The following is a 16,822-nucleotide window of genomic DNA, read 5'->3' as shown; positions in this document are numbered from 1 at the left end:
GCGGTGGCGTCACGCGGTCGGCCGGCGGGGCGGCTCGCGGCGGTCAGGCGGCGAGTTCGCCGGCCTGGAGCTGCCAGAGGGATGCGTAGAGTCCGTGCTGGGCGAGGAGCTCGTCGTGGGTGCCCTGTTCGGCGACGACGCCGCCCTTGTCCAAGACGTAGATCCGGTCCGCGTGGCGCACGGTGGAGAGCCTGTGGGCGATGATGACCATCGTCCGGTCGGCGGCGAAACCGCGGAGCGTGCGCTGGATGGCGGCCTCGGTCTCGTTGTCCACGGCGGAGGTGGCCTCGTCGAGGATGACGACCGGCGCGTCCTTGAGGATCGCCCGCGCCAGGGCGATCCGCTGCCGCTGGCCGCCCGAGAGGGCGGCGCCGCGCTCGCCGATCACCGTCTCGTAGCCGTCCGGCAGCGTCGCGATGAAGGTGTGCGCCTCGGCCATCATGGCCGCCTTCACCACGGCCTCGTCCGAGGCCTCGAAGCTGCCGTAGCGGATGTTGTCGGCGATGCTGCCGTCGAAGAGGAACGGATCCTGGGCGACGAACCCGATCGTGTGGCGCAGGTCCCGGCGCGGCAGGTCGGTCACGTCCCGACCGTCGAGCAGCACGCTGCCGGACTCCGCGTCCTGGAAGCGCATCAGCAGCTTGGCGACCGTCGTCTTGCCTGATCCGGTTGCGCCGACGAGGGCGGTGACCTGCCCGGCGGGGATGGTCAGCGAGAGGTCCTCCAGCACCGGCGGCCGACCGGGGTAGGCGAAGGTGACGTCGTCGAGCACGATCTCGCCCTGCACCTTGTCGGCGTCGAGCGGACCGCCGGTGCCCTCGGTCTCCACGGGCAGGGCGCGCAGCCGGCGGACCCGGTCGTGGGCGGCGAGCGTGCGTTGGTACTGGTCGACGATGCCGCCGAGCCGGTTCATCCGCAGCATCACCATCTGGGGCAGCCCGATCAGCGGGCTGAACACCTCGAACCGCAGGGTGCCGTTGAGTACCGAGCGGCCGCCGATCAGCAGGGTCCCGGCCATCGAACTGGTCGTGCAGACCCGGACGATCTCGGCGTGGCGGATCGTGCCCCGGTCGGTCCGGCAGTTGCTCTCCTGGGCGTCCCCGCTCAGCCGGTCGATGCGCTCGGCCTCGTAGTCCTCGGTGCAGAAGCTCTTGACGGTGGCGCCGGCCTCCAGGCTGTTCACCAGTTGGCTGTGCAGCCTGGCCCGGCGCTCGCCGGAGACGGCGTAGTCGGCCGCGGCCTTGTCCTGGTAGTGGAGCGACAGCCAGGCGATGACCGGGATGGGCAGGAACGCGATCCAGGCGATCTGCGGGGCCAGCAGCAGGAACGCCGGCACCAACAGGGCCAGGCTGGTGCCCAGTTGCAGCATGTCGTTGGCCGAGGAGGCGAAGAAGTTGCCCAGCTGCCGGACGTCGTCGGTGAGTACGCCGGCGATCCGGCTGGTCCGTTCGCCTTCCAGGTGCCGCAGTTCGAGGTGCTGCACGTGGGCGTACGTGCGGCTGCGCCAGTCGTGCTCGATGTCCTGGCCGAGCCCGCGCCACTGGAGGTTCGAGGCGTACGAGAGGCCCGCCACGGCGGCGCAGGCGACGGCCACCATCCCTGCCAAGCCCCAGAGTTGGGCGGTCGCGGTGGTCAGACCGATGCGGACCAGCGGCGCGGCCTCGCCCTTGATGAGGACCAGGGCGGTCCAGCCGAGGAAGGTGCCGAGTGCCATCTCCGAGACCTGGCAGGCGACCGACAGCGCGGAGGCGCGGTAGAGGCGCCGCCGGTACGGCCCGACGATCTCCAGCAGGGGGTGCCGTCCGGCTCCGTCTCCGGCCAGCTCCCGGCTCACGTCGGCCGTCCGCCGCCAGGCCTTCCGGAGGACTGTCGCGGTCGCCGCCGCCACGCCGCCCAGCGCGACCAGCTGCCTGCTGAGCGCCGAGCCGCGGATCAGCGCGATGCCGGCGGCCACCCCGCCCCCGACGGCGAGGACGGGACGCACGACGAGGCCGCGGTCCGCCCGCGGCGCCGGTCCGGAGGCGGATCGCTGCGGGGCGGGGCGGGCGGCTCCGGCCGGGCCCGCCACGACCAGGGTGACGGCTCGGCGCACGATCCGGCCGACGTCCGTGGCGCTCACCCGCGCGTCGTGCCGGACGAGGACCCTGCCGGTGACCGGGTTGGCCTGCGCCTCGGTGATCCCGGGGATGCGCCGCAGGGCTGCGGCGAGGATTTCGGCCGTCCGGGGCCGACCGAGAACCGGCTTGACGTCCCAGCGCTGGCGGCCCGGAATGACCGAGCGAGGGCGCACGTCCAAATCCACGGAGCGATATCCGGCTTCGGCACCCAGTAGAGACGGCATGTGTACGATCACCTGTTTGCGGAGGTCGCGGGAATCCGTCATCGGCACGACGGAACACTGCGAAGGAGTGGGAGATTCTGAAGGGGAAATCGATGTGGCCGGCGGTCCCGCGGCCGACCGCCGCGTGGGCGCATCACTCCGGTATTCGTCGGAATGCGCGCCCAGGCGGCGGGTGGGGCCGCCGGACCGACCGTCAGTTCGGCTTGCCGGCTCCGGCGGTCGCGCGGATCTTCGAGGTCCTCGACTCGCCCTCGCCCCGGTCGGAGACCTCGTCCTTTCCTCCGCTCGGGACGGCACCGTCGGCCGCACGCTGGCCGTCGCCGGAGGCGACCTGCGCGGCCACCATGTCGGCGGCCACTTCGGCCGCGAGGTCGTGGATGTTCTCCCCGGCCTCATGGGCCGCCTTCTTCACCTCCAGGACAATGCCGACGGACGTCTTGACGACGCCACGCACCAGCGGCTTGAGCAGACGCTTGGCCAGCGGGGCGACGATGAGACCGACCAGGAACGGCGGGACTACGGGTGGCATGATGCTCCATCCTCTCTACGCAGACGTATGACGGGGACCCCGGTCACTGCGAACACCGGAGCGGCGCACAGCTGGGCGGACGGACACGCCCGTCTCCGGAATCCGCCAGTCATTCCGTCGGATTATTCCGCCGGATCGAATTCCTTGACTCACGGGTTCGCCGTCCACAACCTTCGACACCGTAGTCGAGCCGGATGCACCGAGACCAAACGGAATCGGCGGGTTTCACTCGTGCGAGTGTTCTCAACCTCCCCAAGTAGCGCGAATTGCCGTACGCACATTCACCGGATCAACCACTCATCACATCTATTGACCCAGGGAGGAACAATTGCCGAGTTCCCGTGCCACCCTCCGCCGCAGGGCGGGGAACGGCAGAGCGCCACCGCCCAGCACCGCCTCGTGGAAGGCCCGCACGTCGAACCCGGCGCCCAGGCCCCTCTCGACCCGCACCCGGAGCCGGGTGAACTCCAGATAGCCCGCGCGGTACGAGAGCGCCTGACCGGGCAGGTCCGTCGAGTAGCGCAGCAGGTCCGAGGCGATCTGGGCCTCCCCCTCGGTGGAGTTGGCGCGCATGAAGTCATGCGCCTGCTCCAGGCTCATGGTCCCGAGGTTGAGCCCGGTGTCGACCACGAGGCGCTGAGCGGTGAACCGCTCCTGCGCGAGCCGCCCGTACGCGTCCCACGGGTCGTCGTAGAGGCCCATCTCCCAGCCGAGACCGGCCGCGTACTCGGCCCAGCCCTCATTGAACGCGCCGAACTCGGCCACTTCACGGCGCAGTTGCGGCAGCGACCGGCTCTCCGCCTGCCGGGCGAGGTGGAAGTGGTGGCCCGGCGCCAGCTCGTGGTAGATCAGGGAGGCCGCTCCCAGCAGCGACCGCCGGTCCAGGTCCGAGCCGTTGTAGCGGTAGCGCCCGACCGGGCTCGCCGCGGTGGGCTGTTCGTAGTACCCGAAGGTCATCCCCGCCTCCAGCGCCGGGTCCAGCCGGGCCAGCCCGTACGGCGCGGCCGGCAGGGCGGCAAACCATCGCGGCAGCATCGGAGCCAGCCGGTCGAGGTGGCCACGGAACCGCGCCTCGACCTCCTCGGGCGTCCGGGCGTGGAACCGGGGCTCCGTCCCGAGCCGCTCGTGGAACTCGGCCTCGGAGCCGTGGAAGCCCAGGGCCGCGCGCACCTCCCGCATCCGCTCGGCCAGTTCACGGCACTGGTCGCGGCCGAGCTCGTGGAGCCGCTCGGGCTCGGTGTCGCCCCCGGCGTGGGTCCGCACGAAGTCCCGGTACGCCTCCTCGCCGTTCTCGTAGCGCGCCCACCCGACCTCCTGCGGGGCCTCACCCGGCTGGGCCGAGTCGTCGACGGACGCGAGCAGCCGGTCGAAGGCCGGCGCCAACTCGCCCTCCACCAGCCTCCGTACACCGTCCCGAAGGCGTCCGCGCCCAGCCGGCCCCAGCCCGCCGAGCCGGTCGTCCGCCACCGTGACCCGGCGCGCGGCGGAGGACCGCAGGCCCTCGATGACGGCTCTCGCTCCGGCCAGGGCCGGTGCCGGCACCCGGAAGCCGCGCGAGGCCTGCCCGGCCACCTTGTCGCCGATCGAGCCGACCACTCGCGCGAGGTCGTGCACCAGCGTCAAGTACCGGTCGGTGTCCGCCGGTTCGGCAAAATGGAAGGGGCGCAGGACCGCATCGACGTACAGCGACAGCGGGAAGAGCCGGTACGGCGTGGCGGCGGGCGTCAGCCAGTACCACCGGTGGGCCCGCAACTCCTGCTCGGCCAGCGCCGCGAGGACGGCCGCGGTGTCGGCGTCCGTACCGGACAGTTCCGCGTCGTCGAACGCCCGGACCCGGTCCAGCACTCCCGCCGCGAACCGCGCCCGCTGCTCGGCCTCGTCGAGGGACGCCCCCGGCAGCGTCTCGACCGGGAGGCCCTGGCGGACTCGCAGCAACGGGTCCCGCTCCAGCAGGAACTCCCAGTAGCGGTCCGCCAGGTGACCGACCTCGCGATCGGGTGCGTTCGTCGTCATGCCGACATACTGACGATGCCGGACCGTCAGGCCCCCCGGTCGGCGACACCCAGGCCGTGGCACCCCTCGAAAGAGTGAATCGGGGATCGCCACCGCCCGCCGTCCCGCGCCGACGCCCATCTTTCCCGGCAAGGCGAGAGGCGGCCCCATCCATTCGAACATGCCTTTCCCTCAGTCGAGTTGACTCGCCGCCGCCAAGGCCCGGTGGCACCATGGCGCCATGTCCCGTCGCCCACCTCCGGTTGCCCTGGCAGCCGCCATGACCGCCGCTGCCGTCGCGCTGAGCGGCTGCGGCGGCGCCACCAGGTCCTCGACGACCACCCCCCTCGTGGACCACGGGACCGTCCGGATCGCGGCGGCCAGTGAGACCCCGAGCTTCAACCCGTACTCGGCCTTCGGCGCCTCCCAGTCCCGCTACGCCTACGACTCACTGGTCAACCTCGCCCCCGACGGCACCGTGGTCTCCGGCCTGGCCTCCTCCTGGCAGGCCACCACCACCACGGCCACCTTCACCCTCCGCCCGGGAATCACCTGCGCCGACGGCACCCCCCTGACCGCCTCCGCGGTGGCCCGGGCGCTCACCTACGCGGGTGACCCGGCCAACCAGCTCGCCGGCGCCCGGACCGTGCTGCCCAACGTCCCCTTCACCGCGGGCGCCGACGACCGGACCGGTACCGTGTCGGCGACCAGCGCCGCCCCCTTCCCGTTCCTCACCCGCACCCTCGGCCTGCTGCCGATCGTCTGCCCCGCCGGCCTCGACCGGCCCCAGTCGCTGGACCGCGCCACCCAGGGCACCGGGCCCTACGTACTGACCCGCTACACCCCCGGCGGACCGTACGAGTTCACCGTCCGCGACGGCTACACGTGGGGCCCCTCCGGGGCGACGACCGCAGAGCCCGGCCTGCCCGCACACATCGTCATCCCGGTGGTGCCCCAGGCCTCCACCGCGGCGAACCTCCTGCTCAGCGGGGGCGTCGAGATCGCGAACGTGAACGGGCCGGACCGTGCCCGGCTGACCGGCCACGGCCTGGCCGCCACCGACGTGGCGACCGTGGTCGGGCTGACCTTCTTCAACCAGCGCCCCGGCCGGGCCCTCGCCGACCCGGCGCTGCGCCGCGCCCTGGTCTCCGCCCTCGACCGCCGGGGTCTCGCCAACGTCGCCGTCGGCGGCACCGGCCGGCCCGCCACCGACTTCGGCGCCGAGGGCGCCGTCTGCCACGCCGACCTCGCCACCGCCAACCTGCCCGCACAGGACGCCGCCGAGGCGCTGCGCGCCGCCGGCTGGACCCGCTCCACCGACGGCCGGCTGACCAAGGACGGCCGGGCGCTCCGGCTCCGTCTGATCACCAGCCCCGACGTCGGTCCGACCCTGCCCTCCGTCGCCGAGCTCATGGCCCGGGACTGGACGGCGCTCGGCGCGAAGGTCGACCTGGTCACCGAGAGCCTGCCCGCCCTCGTCAACGCCATGTACCGGAGCGGCGACTTCGACGTGGTGGTCGGCACCTCGCCGGGCTTCGCCCTGCCGGTCGGCTTCATCCCGTTCTTCTCCGGCCCCACCCCCGCCCAGGGCCTCAACTTCGCGGGTGTGACCAACCCCGAGTACGACGCACTGGTCGCCCAGGCCCTCGGGGAGACCGACACCTCGGGCTGCGGCACCTGGAACCGGGCCGCCGCCGCGCTCTTCCGCTCGGCCGACGCGCTGCCGATCGCCGACGGCCGGAGCACCGTGTACGGCTACCGCACCACCTTCGCCACCACCTTCGGCGGCCAGCTCATCCCCACCAGCATCCGCCTCCACCAGTGACCGGGGCCCACCATGTCCGTACCTCAGCTGCTGCGGCACCCCTGGACGGTGTTCCTCGGCCGCCGCACCGCCCGGCTGCTCCTCTCCCTCGGGGTCGTGCTCACCGCGTCGTTCGCGATGATCCGCCTCGTCCCCGGCGACCCGGTCCGCGCCGCCCTCGGCGTCGACGCCGCCCCTTCCCTGGTGGCCGCCCGCAGGCACGACCTCGGGCTCGACGCCCCCTTCCTGTCCCAGTACCGGCACTACCTCGGCGGCCTCCTGCACGGCGACCTCGGTACCTCGCTGGTCACCGGGGCACCGGTCGCGGAGCTGGTCCGCACCCGGCTGCCGGCCACCCTGGAAATCGCCGGCCTCGCCTTCCTGGTCACCCTCGCCGTCGCCCTGCCCGCCGGTCTGCTGGCCGCCGTCCGCACCCGCGACGGCCGGCATCCGCGCACCGAGCTGGCGTTCACCGCGGTCACCGCCGGTCTGACCGGGGTGCCGGACTTCGTCCTGGCCGCCGGGCTCACCGCGCTGCTGGCCGTCGGCCTCCAACTGCTCCCGGTGGCCGGCGCGGCAGGCGTCGAATCCTTCGTCCTGCCGGTCCTCGCGCTCTCCCTCGCACCCACCGCCGTCCTGGTGCGCATCGTCCGGGTGGAGGTGTTGAAGGTGCTCGACGAGGACTACATGCGCACCGCGCGGAGCAAACGGCTGTCCCCCGCACGCCGCTACCTGCGGCACGCGGCGCCGAACACGGCGACCGCCACACTCACCGTCGCCGGGGTCCTGCTGCCCGCCCTGATCGCCGGCACCGTGCTGGTGGAGAAGGTCTTCAACTGGCCCGGCATCGGTTCGGCCATGGCGCAGTCCGTGGTCGCGCAGGACTACCCGGTGGTCCAGGCGATGGTGCTGGTGCTGGGCACCACCGTGCTGCTCGCCGGCCTCCTGGTCGACGTGCTGCTGGCCGTGCTCGACCCCCGCTCGGCGATCCGGGAGACGTGACCATGCCCCTTCCACTCGGACGCCCGCGCTCGCCCATGGCCTGGGTCACGGCGGCCATGCTGACGTCGCTCGTCGTGCTCGCACTGGTCGGCCCGCTCGTCTGGGGCGCGTCCGCCGACCGCCCGGACCCCTCGGCGGTGCTCCAGGGCCCGTCCGCGGCACACCCGTTCGGTACCGACAACCTCGGTCGGGACCTGCTCGCCCGGGTCCTGACGGCCACCCGGTCCTCCCTGTTCCTCGCACTGGCGGCGGTCCTGCTCGGCGCGACCGGGGGAGTCCTCCTCGGGGCGTCCACCGCCGTGGTCGGGCTGCGCGCCCGTCGGCTGCTCGCCGGGCTGATCAACCTCCTGCTCGCCTTCCCCGCGCTCCTGGTCGCGATGTTCCTCGCGGTCGTGTTCGGCGCGGGCGCCGGCGGGGCGGTGCTCGCCCTCGCGGTCGCGGGCGTCCCCGGATTCGCCCGACTCGCCCAGACCCTCGCCGCCGGCGTGGCGGGCACCGACCACCTGGCCGCCGGCCGGGTGCTCGGCCTGCGCCGCCACCGGCTGCTGTGGCGGCACGTCCTGCCCAACATCGCCGAGCCCCTGCTGCTGAGCACCACCACCGCAGCAGGCACCGCCCTCGTCGCGCTCTCCGGGCTGAGCTTCCTCGGCCTGGGCGTCCAACCGCCCGGATACGACTGGGGGCAGCTGCTCAACCAGGGACTCACCCGCATCTACGCCGAACCCCTGCCGGCTCTCGCTCCGGGCCTGGCCATCGTCTACGCGGCCCTGACCTTCCAGCTGCTCGGCGAGGTCCTGGCCGGCAGCGTCGCCCGCCGCGGCCCGGCGCCGCGCACGCCCGCACCGACGCTCGCCCCATGGGGGTCCCCCCGGCCGAAGGCTGGGGGAGGCCCCGCCGAGGACGGCCTGGTGCTCCAGGTCGAGGACCTCCACGTCGAACTCCCCACTCCAAACGGCACGATCCGGCCGGTGCGCGGTGTGAGCCTCGCACTGCGGCCGGGCGAGATCGTCGGACTCGTCGGCGAGTCGGGCTCGGGCAAGTCGCTCACCGCGTTCGCCATCGCCGACCTGCTCCCGCCCGGGGCCCGGGTGTCCCGGCGCACCCTGCGCCTGCTCGGTGTCGACCTCACCGCCCTGACCCCGAAGGAACGGGACCACCACCTCGCGACGGGTCTGGCGGTGATCTTCCAGAACCCGGCCTCGGCGCTCAACCCGTCCCTGCGGGTCGCCACCCAGCTCACCGAGACCGTCCGGGCCCACCGCGGCGCGAGCCGCGCGCAGGCCGCTTCGGAGGCCTCCGACGCCCTGCGCCGGGTCGCGCTGCCTCCGGCACTTCTGCGCTCACGCCCTCACCAGCTCTCCGGGGGCCAGCGCCAGCGCGTGATGATCGCCTCCGGGCTGATGCTGCGGCCGGGCCTGATCATCGCCGACGAGCCGACCACCGCGCTCGACGTCACCGTGCAGCGGCAGATCACCCGGCTGCTGTCCGACATCCGGCGGGACACCTCCGCCGCGATCCTGTTCATCAGCCACGACGTCGCGCTCGTGGGCGAGTTCTGCGAACGGGTCCTGGTGATGTACGCGGGCACCATCGTCGAGGCCCTGCCCGCCGACCGTCTCCCGGCCGGCACCCGGCACCCCTACACCCGTGCACTGGTCGAGTCGGTACCGGACCTCACCGCGGACCGCGACCGGCCGCTGCCGACCGTGCCGGGAACGCCGCCCGACCTGCTCTCTCCCGCCCCGGGCTGTCCGTTCGCGCCCCGCTGCCCGCGCCGCCAGGACCGCTGCGCCGAGGAGGCTCCGCCGCTGGAGGACATCGACGCGGCCCACCGGGTGGCCTGCTGGCATCCGGTACCGGCGGCGGCGGAGGTGGTCACGCGGTGACCACCCTTCAGGTCTCCGACCTCACTGTCCGCCACCACGGCCCGCACGGCCCCGTCGCCGCCGTCGACGGGGTGTCGCTGGAGGTCCCGTCCGGCACCACGCTCGGGCTCGTGGGCGAGTCCGGCTCCGGCAAGTCGAGCCTGGCCCGCGCGGTCGTCGGCCTCACTCCCGTGCACGGTGGCCGGGTCCTGCTCGACGGCCGGGAGGTCCGCACCCGCACCGTCCGCGACCGGCGTCGGCTCGGCCGCCTGGTCCAGGTCGTCCTCCAGGACCCGGACACCGCACTGGACCCCCGGATGACGGTCAGTCAGACGCTCGTCGAAGCGGCCACCGTCTTCCACCGGCTCGACCGGCCCGGCCGCGCCGAGCGCGTCACCGAGCTGCTCGGCCTCGTCGGCCTGGATCCCCGGCTCGCCGACCGCCTGCCGCGTCAACTGTCCGGCGGGCAGCGCCAGCGAGTCGCCATCGCCCGCTCTCTGGCCGTCGAACCCGGCCTGCTGATCGCCGACGAGATCACCTCGGCGCTCGACGTCTCGGTGCAGGCCGCCGTCCTCAACACGATCCGCGAACTCCAGCGACGGCTCGGGCTGTCCATGCTCTTCATCGGCCACAACCTGCCGGCGGTCTGCCACGTCTCCGACACGGTGGCGGTCATGCGGCACGGCCGGATCGTCGAGACCGCCCCCACCGAGGCCGTCCTGCGCACCCCGCAGCACCCGTACACCCGGACGCTGCTCGCCTCCGTGCCGTCCCTGCGCACGCCCCCACCCGAGGAGAGGCCGTCATGACCGTCACGCACCCGGACGCGGTGGTCGTCGGAGCCGGGGTGATCGGCACCGCCGTCGCCCTCGAACTCGCGCGCACCGGACGGCAGGTGGTCGCCGTGGACAAGGCGGGTGCCGTCGGCCACGGCTCCACCAGCGCATCCAGCGCGATCATCCGGTTCAACTTCTCCACCTTCGACGGCGTCGCCACGGCCTGGGAGGCCCAGCACCTCTGGACGTCCTGGCCGGACCACCTGCGGCTCGCCGGCCGCCGCCCGCTCGCCGCCTTCCACCGCACCGGCGCCGTGCTGCTCGACTCCCCCGCAGTCGTACCGTCCGAGGTCACCGCCCTGTTCGACCGCGCCGGCGTCCCGTACGAGCGCTGGGACACCCCGACGCTGCGCCGCAGCCTTCCCGGGATCGATCCCGGGCGGTACTGGCCTCCGAAGCCGGTAGACGACGACGCCTTCTTCGCCGGCCCGGCCGGTGAGCTCGGCGCCCTGTTCACCCCGGACGCCGGGTACGTCGACGACCCGCAGCTCGCCGCCCAGAACCTCGCGGACGCGGCGAGCGAGCTGGGCGCCCGCTTCCTCCTCCATCACACCGTGGTGGCCGTCGACCGGCACGCGGACCGGGTGACGGGCATCGGCCTGGCCGACGGGACGCGGATCACCGCCGCGGTCGTGGTCAACGCCGCAGGACCGTGGTCGGGGGGCCTCAACCGGCTGGCGGGGGTCGGGGGCGACTTCACGATCGGCGTGTGCCCGCTACGCGAGGAGGTCCACCAGGTCGCCGCACCGGCCGGCCACGCGGCGGGCCCCGGCCCCGTGGTCGCCGACCTCGACCTCGGCACCTACCTCAGACCCGCCCCCGGCGGGCACCTCCTGGTCGGAGGGACCGAGCCGGACTGCGACCCGCACGAGTGGATCGACGATCCGGACGAGGCCGACCCCCGCCCCACCGCCCACCGCTTCCGCACCCAGGTGACCCGGGCAGCCCGCCGCTTCCCGGCGATCGGCGTCCCCGGCCGGCCGCTCGGGGTCGCGGGGGTGTACGACGTCGCCGACGACTGGACCCCGATCTACGACCGAACCGCCCTCGACGGCTACTACGTCGCCATGGGCACCAGCGGCAACCAGTTCAAGAACGCCCCGCTGGTGGGCCGCTTCCTCACGGCCCTGATCGACTCGGTCGAAGCCGGCCACGACCACGACGGCGACCCGGTCCGCTACCGCTGCGAACACACCGGCAACGTCGTGGACCTGGGCGCCTTCTCCCGTCGACGCCCGCTCCGGGCAGGCCCGGCACGGACGGTCATGGGCTGATCACACGCAGCTCCCGCACCAGGTCCCCGACCACGCCGACCACGAACTCGGGCGCCTCGTGCGGGAAGTCGTGGCCCGTCCCCGCCGGCGTGTACACCAACCGTGACGCCGTCGACGCCGCCAGGTACCGGACCCTGCTCCGGAGGTAGAAGCGGCTCATCCGCTCGGCCTCGGCCGTGCTCCGGGCACCGGCCAGCACCGTCTCGCCGCCGGTGAGGTCCCGGGGTATCACCAGCACCAGCGGCAGGTCGCCGAGATCCCCGTCGTACACCACGGTCTCCCAGCCCACCCTCGCCAACCCGGACGGCGACAGCTCGGCGAAGATCGACGCGGCGGCACAGGCCTGTCCGACCCGGCCGGCTGGGCCGCGGTGCGCGCCGAACAGGTGCCGCACCGCCGTCAGCAGGAAGCCGCGGCGCATCGCCGCGAGCTGCCGGTTGGGCGGTGCGAAGGCGATGACCTCCAGGGGCGTCGGATCCAGCAGCACGAGCCCCGCCACGAGATCCGGCCGGCGCCTGGCCACGTTCGCGACCAGCAACCCGCCGAAGGAATGGCCGACGAACACGAAAGGGGCCCGCTCCCCCGCCCGCTCCAGCGCTGCCGGCAGCTCCTCCGCCTCGGCCGCCGTCGTCCGGGGGAAGGGCCCGACGTCGCTCCAGCCCGTCCCGGGGCGGTCGACCAGCACCGACCGGCCCCGGGCCGACAGCATCGTGTGCAGCTCCCGGAACTCCTCACCAGGGGCGTGCCCGCCGGGCATCCAGACCACCGTCGGCCCGCCCCCGGCCTCCCCCTCGGCGAGGACGTGCATCCGGTGACCACCCACATCGACCAGGCGCCCCGGCGGCGGATTCTCCCGCCCCTCGCGGGCCACCAGCACCAGATGACGAACGGCTCCCGCCGCCAGCAGCACACCGACAGCCATCGCCAGGCCACCGAGCGCCACCGCCCAGGCCGCCCCCACCCCGACAAGGCCGCCGCCCGCCCCCGCCACCACCAGCGCGACCGGCACCCCCAGCCAGTCCCGGCTCAGCAGCGCGAGCAGGGAGTTCGCCATCCGTCCGTCCCGTCGCACCGGTCCTCCGCAACGGCAGTCGAAAACCGATCCCTGCCAGGGTCCTTCCCGTATCCGCCCGCCCCGACGCCAGGCCATCCCCCCACAATCGCCCGAGAACGCACCGCACACGATCAGAGGCCGAGCGTCACCCGAAGCTTCACGCGCCCCTGTCCCGTGTCACGTCACAGCTCCGACCGTTCACGGACGAGTGAACTCCCGGCTGATCTCTCGCCCACCGACTGCTGCGAACGCCAGCATGAGCGGCATGACCACCACGTACCCCCGAGCCGAGCGGGCCGCCCAGGCCCGGGCGGCCGAAGCCCAGCTCGCCGCCGACGGAATCGACGGGGTGGTGTTCGGCTGGGTCGACAACGCCGGACTCACCCGGGTGAAGTCCGTCCCGCTCGCCCAGCTCGAACACGCCGCCGAGTACGGTGTCGGCGCCGTGCCCTGCTTCGACGTCTCCTTGGTGGACGACTCCTTCACCACTGCGCCTTCGAGTACCGGCCCGGTGGGCGACCTGCGGCTCGTCCCCGACCTCGACCGGCTCACCCCGCTCGCCGCCCAGCCCGGCTGGGCCTGGGCCCCGGCCGACCGCTACACCCAGGACGGCACCCCGCATCCCGGCTGCCAGCGCCAGTTCGCCCACCGGGCCACCGAGGCCGTGGAGCGGCGCGGGTTCTCGGTACAGGCCGGGATCGAGATCGAGTGGGTGGTGGCCGACGCCACCGGGGCCCCCGCGACGACCGGGCCCGCGTACGGGATGACCCGCTTCATCGAGCGGTCCGACTACCTGCGGGAGGTGCTGCGCACCCTCACCGCCCAGGGCGTGGCCGTACTCCAGGTCCACCCCGAGTACGGCGCCGGGCAGTTCGAGGTCTCGGTCGCCGCCGAGGGGCCGGTCGAGGCGGCCGACACCACGATGCTGGTGCGCCACACCATCCGGGCCGTCTCCGCCCGGCACGGCCTGCGGGTCTCGTACGCGCCCCTCTTCACCGAGGGCGTCATCGGCAACGGCGGCCACCTGCACCTCAGCCTCTGGCGGCAGGGCCGGAACCTCGGGCACGGCGGCCCCGGCCGCCACGGGCTGCATCCCGACGCCGAGCAGTTCCTCGCGGGCGTCCTGGCCGAGCTTCCCGCCCTGCTCGCCCTCGGCGCGCCCAGCGTCGCCTCCTACCTGCGACTGGTTCCCTCCCACTTTGCCGGGGCCTACCGCTGCTGGGGCCTGGAGAACCGTGAGGCGGCGCTGCGCCTGATCACCGGCTCCGCCGCCGGGCAGGCCAACGCCGAGCTCAAGTGCTTCGACGCCGCCGCCAACCCGTACCTGGAGATCGGCGGCGTGCTGGCCGCCGGGCTCGCCGGCCTGGACGCCGGCCTGCCTCTCCCGCCCGAGACCACCAGCGACCCGGCGGCCCTCGGCGCCGTCGAGCGCCTCCCGGCGAGCCTGCCGGAGGCGATCGACGCGTACGAGAAGTCGACACTGCTCCGGCAGGCGCTCGGCCCCGAGCTGTACGAGACCGTGCTGGCCGTCCGGCGGGCGGAGGCGGAGCTGTTCGCGATGCACACGGATGCGGAGGTCATCGAGGCCGTCCGCTGGCGCTACTGACCGGCATCGTTCTGCTTCTCCGGCTCCCGGGCGATGAGCCGGTCGAGGACCTGCTGGTCGCCGTCAGGCTTCACGGAGCTCAGCAGGATGCGGCGCCGGAAGGTGAGGAGCAGGTGCGGGAAGCGGGCCCCGCCGTCGCCGTCGAGCGTGAGGCGCCGGCAGCGGCCCGCCGACGGCCGGTATGGCCGGTTGGGAGCGACGGAACCCGTCGGGTAGGAAGGCCATCTGCATCAGCCCACTTCGGCTCCGGGTGAGAGCCCGAGAGTCGGATCGGTAACAGCGGGTTCCAGCGCCTTCGCCATGTAGACCGCCTCGGCACCGTAGCTCGCGGGCAGCCCGATCTCGGGCCGGGCGCGGTAGCCCAGCGGGGTCCACAGCACCTGCGAGCCGCGCACGGCGACCAGGGAGAGGGTCCGGTAGCGGGCCACCCGCCCAATCTCCTCCAGATGCCGCAGCATCCGGAGGGCCAGGCCCCGGCTGCGCGCCCGCTCGGCGATCACCAGGTCGTGGGCGTGCAGGTTGCTCCCCAGGTTGCTCTCCTGTACCGCGCCTTCCTCGGCCAGGCTCAGGTCCGGGCAGCGGAACAGCGGGTACGGCAGTGCGAGCAGGTAGCCGCCGAAGCCACCCGCGTGCTCCAGCACGAAGCAGGTCGAGGGCGAGGCGCGGTGCCGGGAACGCAGCGCCTCCCGCCCCTCGGACAGGCCGCTGGCGGCATAGGCGCGTTCCTCCAGCGCGACCACCTCGTCCCAGTCCTCCTCCCGGAGCAGCCGAATCCGGGTGTCGGTCATGCGTCTCCTCCGTCCGGAGCCGGGCCACCGATGCAGGTGTGCGGCAGCGGTGCGAAGCCGTTGAACCCGCGGGTGGCGTAGGCGGTGGCGTACGCGCCGCAGGAGTGGACCCACACCGGGTCGCCGGAGGCGACCGCGAGCGGGACGCGGACCAGGCCGTCCTCCTGCGCGTACGCGTCGTCGCTGTCACAGGTCGGGCCGGCCACCACGGCGTTGACGAACTGCCCGCCGGGGTGGGTCGGGAACTCCAGCCGGTACTGCAACTGGTCCATCTCGTACAGGCCGTTGAACTTGCCGCAGCTCAGGTAGAGCCAGTCCTCCCGAGTGCCGTCGAGGCGACGGCGGGAGGTGAGCCGGGAGACGTGCGCACGGATCGCGCCGTGGTCGGCGACCAGGTGGCGCCCGGGCTCCAGCAGGAACTCCAGCGGCGCGGCGCTGGCGGCGCGCAGCCGTTCCATGCCCTCGCGGATCACTGCGAACATCTTGTCCAGCGGCGGTTCGAGCGGCCGGCCGCGCCGGTCGAGGACGCCGAGGGCGGGCAGGCCGCCGCCGAGGTTGATCCGGGTCGGGGTGATGCCGCGCCAGTTGAGCGCCTCCAGCACGGCGGCCAGCGAGTCGATCGCCGTCCCCCATGCCTCGGCGGTCATCTGCTGCGAGCCGACGTGCACCGACAGGCCGGACGGCACGAGTCCGGCGGCGCGGGCGGCGCCGAGCACCCGCAGCGCGTCCTCGGGCGAGCAGCCGAACTTGTGGCTCAGGCCCCACAGGGCGCCCTCGCCGGTGGTCGCGATCCGGCAGAACACCCGTGCGCCAGGCGCGTGTTCGGCGATCGCCGCGACGTCCTCCAGGCTGTCGGTGGCGAAGTCCCGCACGCCCAGCCGGTGGGCCTCGGCGATGTTGCGGTCGGACTTGATGGTGTTGCCGTAGTGGATCAGCTCGGGCGGCACACCGGTGCGCAGGGCCTGGGCGATCTCCTGCGGGCCGGCCGCGTCGAAGCCGGAACCGAGCGCGGCGAGGTGGTCCAGCACCTCATCGACCGGACAGGCCTTCATCGCGAACCGAACGGCCACGCCCGGCAGTTCGGCGCACAGCGCGGCGTACTGGCGACCGATGCCGTCCAGGTCGTAGACGATGGCGTCCTCGACTGCGCCGGCAAGCGCGGCACGCAGGGCGGTGCGGTCGTACTGGTCGGGGAGGGGCGCAGTGGATGCGTGCACGGTGGCCGGCGCGGTCGGGGCGCAGTGGCCGGTTCTGCCGCGGTAGGCGGTCTGGCGCATGTCGGTGGTCTGAGGCCTCACGTGTGAACTTCCGGTCCGACTGGATGATTGATGCCAAGGGCTTGCTGGCGCGCATGAGATGAAGCGAGGGAGTCCAAAGATCGGTTGTGACACCTGACCCGGACTCCCTCTCCGCCGCACTTTACGTAGCTTCTGGGGCCTGCGCCTGCACCTGCTGTGCACCCCGCACGGCCTGACCGGCGCGAAGGCCGACGAGCACGAGACCCTGCTCGGCATGCTCCGCGCCGAACCCCACCTCTCCACGCCCCGCCCCGGGCCATCGCTCGACCTACAGAACCACCCGAACGGCGTCGGTGTGAGCCTTCACAGCCTTGACGATCAGGTCCCACCGACGCTGTCGAGGAACTTCCGGATGCGGAGACCACGCACGGCGGCGCCCAGGGAGCGGGAAAGCCGGGCGAGGCAGTGGTGGGCGACCTGGTGTCCGCGGTCA

Annotated in this window: 12 protein-coding genes; 6 read left to right on the top strand and 6 right to left on the bottom strand. The window is 73.4% G+C overall.

Translation table 11 applies throughout. From position 1 onward, the window contains the following. Positions 1 to 43 precede the first annotated feature (43 nt). From ACIRRH_RS10555 to ACIRRH_RS10545, 3 genes are all read right to left on the bottom strand, one after another. Entirely contained in the window at positions 44 to 2,290 is a 2,247-nt protein-coding gene (locus tag ACIRRH_RS10555) for an ATP-binding cassette domain-containing protein (protein ID WP_403064671.1), read from the bottom strand. A 244-nt stretch (positions 2,291 to 2,534) separates the two neighbouring features. After that, positions 2,535 to 2,870 (bottom strand): DUF5132 domain-containing protein, encoded by a 336-nt coding sequence (locus ACIRRH_RS10550; RefSeq protein WP_403064668.1) that lies wholly within the window; start codon positions 2,868 to 2,870, stop codon positions 2,535 to 2,537. A 306-nt stretch (positions 2,871 to 3,176) separates the two neighbouring features. Next, positions 3,177 to 4,883 (bottom strand): DUF885 domain-containing protein, encoded by a 1,707-nt coding sequence (locus tag ACIRRH_RS10545; RefSeq protein WP_403064665.1) that lies wholly within the window; start codon positions 4,881 to 4,883, stop codon positions 3,177 to 3,179. 259 nt (positions 4,884 to 5,142) lie between these two features. Here ACIRRH_RS10545 and ACIRRH_RS10540 point away from each other — a divergent pair, with 259 nt between their 5' ends. From ACIRRH_RS10540 to ACIRRH_RS10520, 5 genes are read left to right on the top strand one after another with little or no spacing between them, the layout of a single operon-like run. Beyond that, entirely contained in the window at positions 5,143 to 6,687 is a 1,545-nt protein-coding gene (locus ACIRRH_RS10540) for an ABC transporter substrate-binding protein (protein ID WP_403064662.1), read from the top strand. Positions 6,688 to 6,699: 12 nt separating this feature from the next. Then, positions 6,700 to 7,668: an ABC transporter permease gene (locus ACIRRH_RS10535; protein WP_403064659.1), complete on the top strand. Its 969-nt coding sequence runs from the start codon at positions 6,700 to 6,702 to the stop codon at positions 7,666 to 7,668. Positions 7,669 to 7,703: 35 nt separating this feature from the next. Beyond that, a complete protein-coding gene (locus ACIRRH_RS10530; RefSeq protein ID WP_403064737.1) occupies positions 7,704 to 9,554 on the top strand; it encodes a dipeptide/oligopeptide/nickel ABC transporter permease/ATP-binding protein in 1,851 nt (616 codons plus the stop codon). After that, a complete protein-coding gene (locus tag ACIRRH_RS10525; protein WP_403064656.1) occupies positions 9,551 to 10,342 on the top strand; it encodes an ABC transporter ATP-binding protein in 792 nt (263 codons plus the stop codon). The genes ACIRRH_RS10530 and ACIRRH_RS10525 overlap by 4 nt, the downstream gene beginning before the upstream one ends. Next, positions 10,339 to 11,643 carry an NAD(P)/FAD-dependent oxidoreductase gene (locus ACIRRH_RS10520; RefSeq protein ID WP_403064653.1) on the top strand — a complete coding sequence of 435 codons (1,305 nt, stop codon included), beginning with the start codon at positions 10,339 to 10,341 and terminating at the stop codon, positions 11,641 to 11,643. The genes ACIRRH_RS10525 and ACIRRH_RS10520 overlap by 4 nt, the downstream gene beginning before the upstream one ends. On the opposite strand, the gene ACIRRH_RS10515 is transcribed toward ACIRRH_RS10520, so the two are convergent. Next, positions 11,633 to 12,697, bottom strand: coding sequence for an alpha/beta fold hydrolase (locus tag ACIRRH_RS10515; RefSeq protein WP_403064651.1), 1,065 nt, complete (start codon positions 12,695 to 12,697; stop codon positions 11,633 to 11,635). The two genes, ACIRRH_RS10520 and ACIRRH_RS10515, sit on opposite strands and share 11 nt — an antisense overlap. Positions 12,698 to 12,962: 265 nt before the next feature. Here ACIRRH_RS10515 and ACIRRH_RS10510 point away from each other — a divergent pair, with 265 nt between their 5' ends. Then, positions 12,963 to 14,303, top strand: coding sequence for a glutamine synthetase (locus ACIRRH_RS10510; RefSeq protein WP_403064648.1), 1,341 nt, complete (start codon positions 12,963 to 12,965; stop codon positions 14,301 to 14,303). A 230-nt stretch (positions 14,304 to 14,533) separates the two neighbouring features. On the opposite strand, the gene ACIRRH_RS10505 is transcribed toward ACIRRH_RS10510, so the two are convergent. After that, on the bottom strand, positions 14,534 to 15,091 hold the full coding sequence (locus tag ACIRRH_RS10505; RefSeq protein ID WP_403064645.1) for a GNAT family N-acetyltransferase: 558 nt from the start codon (positions 15,089 to 15,091) through the stop codon (positions 14,534 to 14,536). Then, positions 15,088 to 16,368, bottom strand: a complete 1,281-nt coding sequence (locus tag ACIRRH_RS10500) for a type III PLP-dependent enzyme (RefSeq protein ID WP_403064642.1) — start codon at positions 16,366 to 16,368, stop codon at positions 15,088 to 15,090. Before ACIRRH_RS10500 ends, ACIRRH_RS10505 begins: the two co-directional genes overlap by 4 nt. Between the last annotated feature and the right edge of the window lie 454 nt (positions 16,369 to 16,822).

This window comes from Kitasatospora sp. NPDC101235 (assembly GCF_044767505.1).
Lineage (GTDB): Bacteria > Actinomycetota > Actinomycetes > Streptomycetales > Streptomycetaceae > Kitasatospora.
Note: the sequence above shows the minus strand (reverse complement) of the source record. Positions and strands in the feature narration are given on the sequence as shown.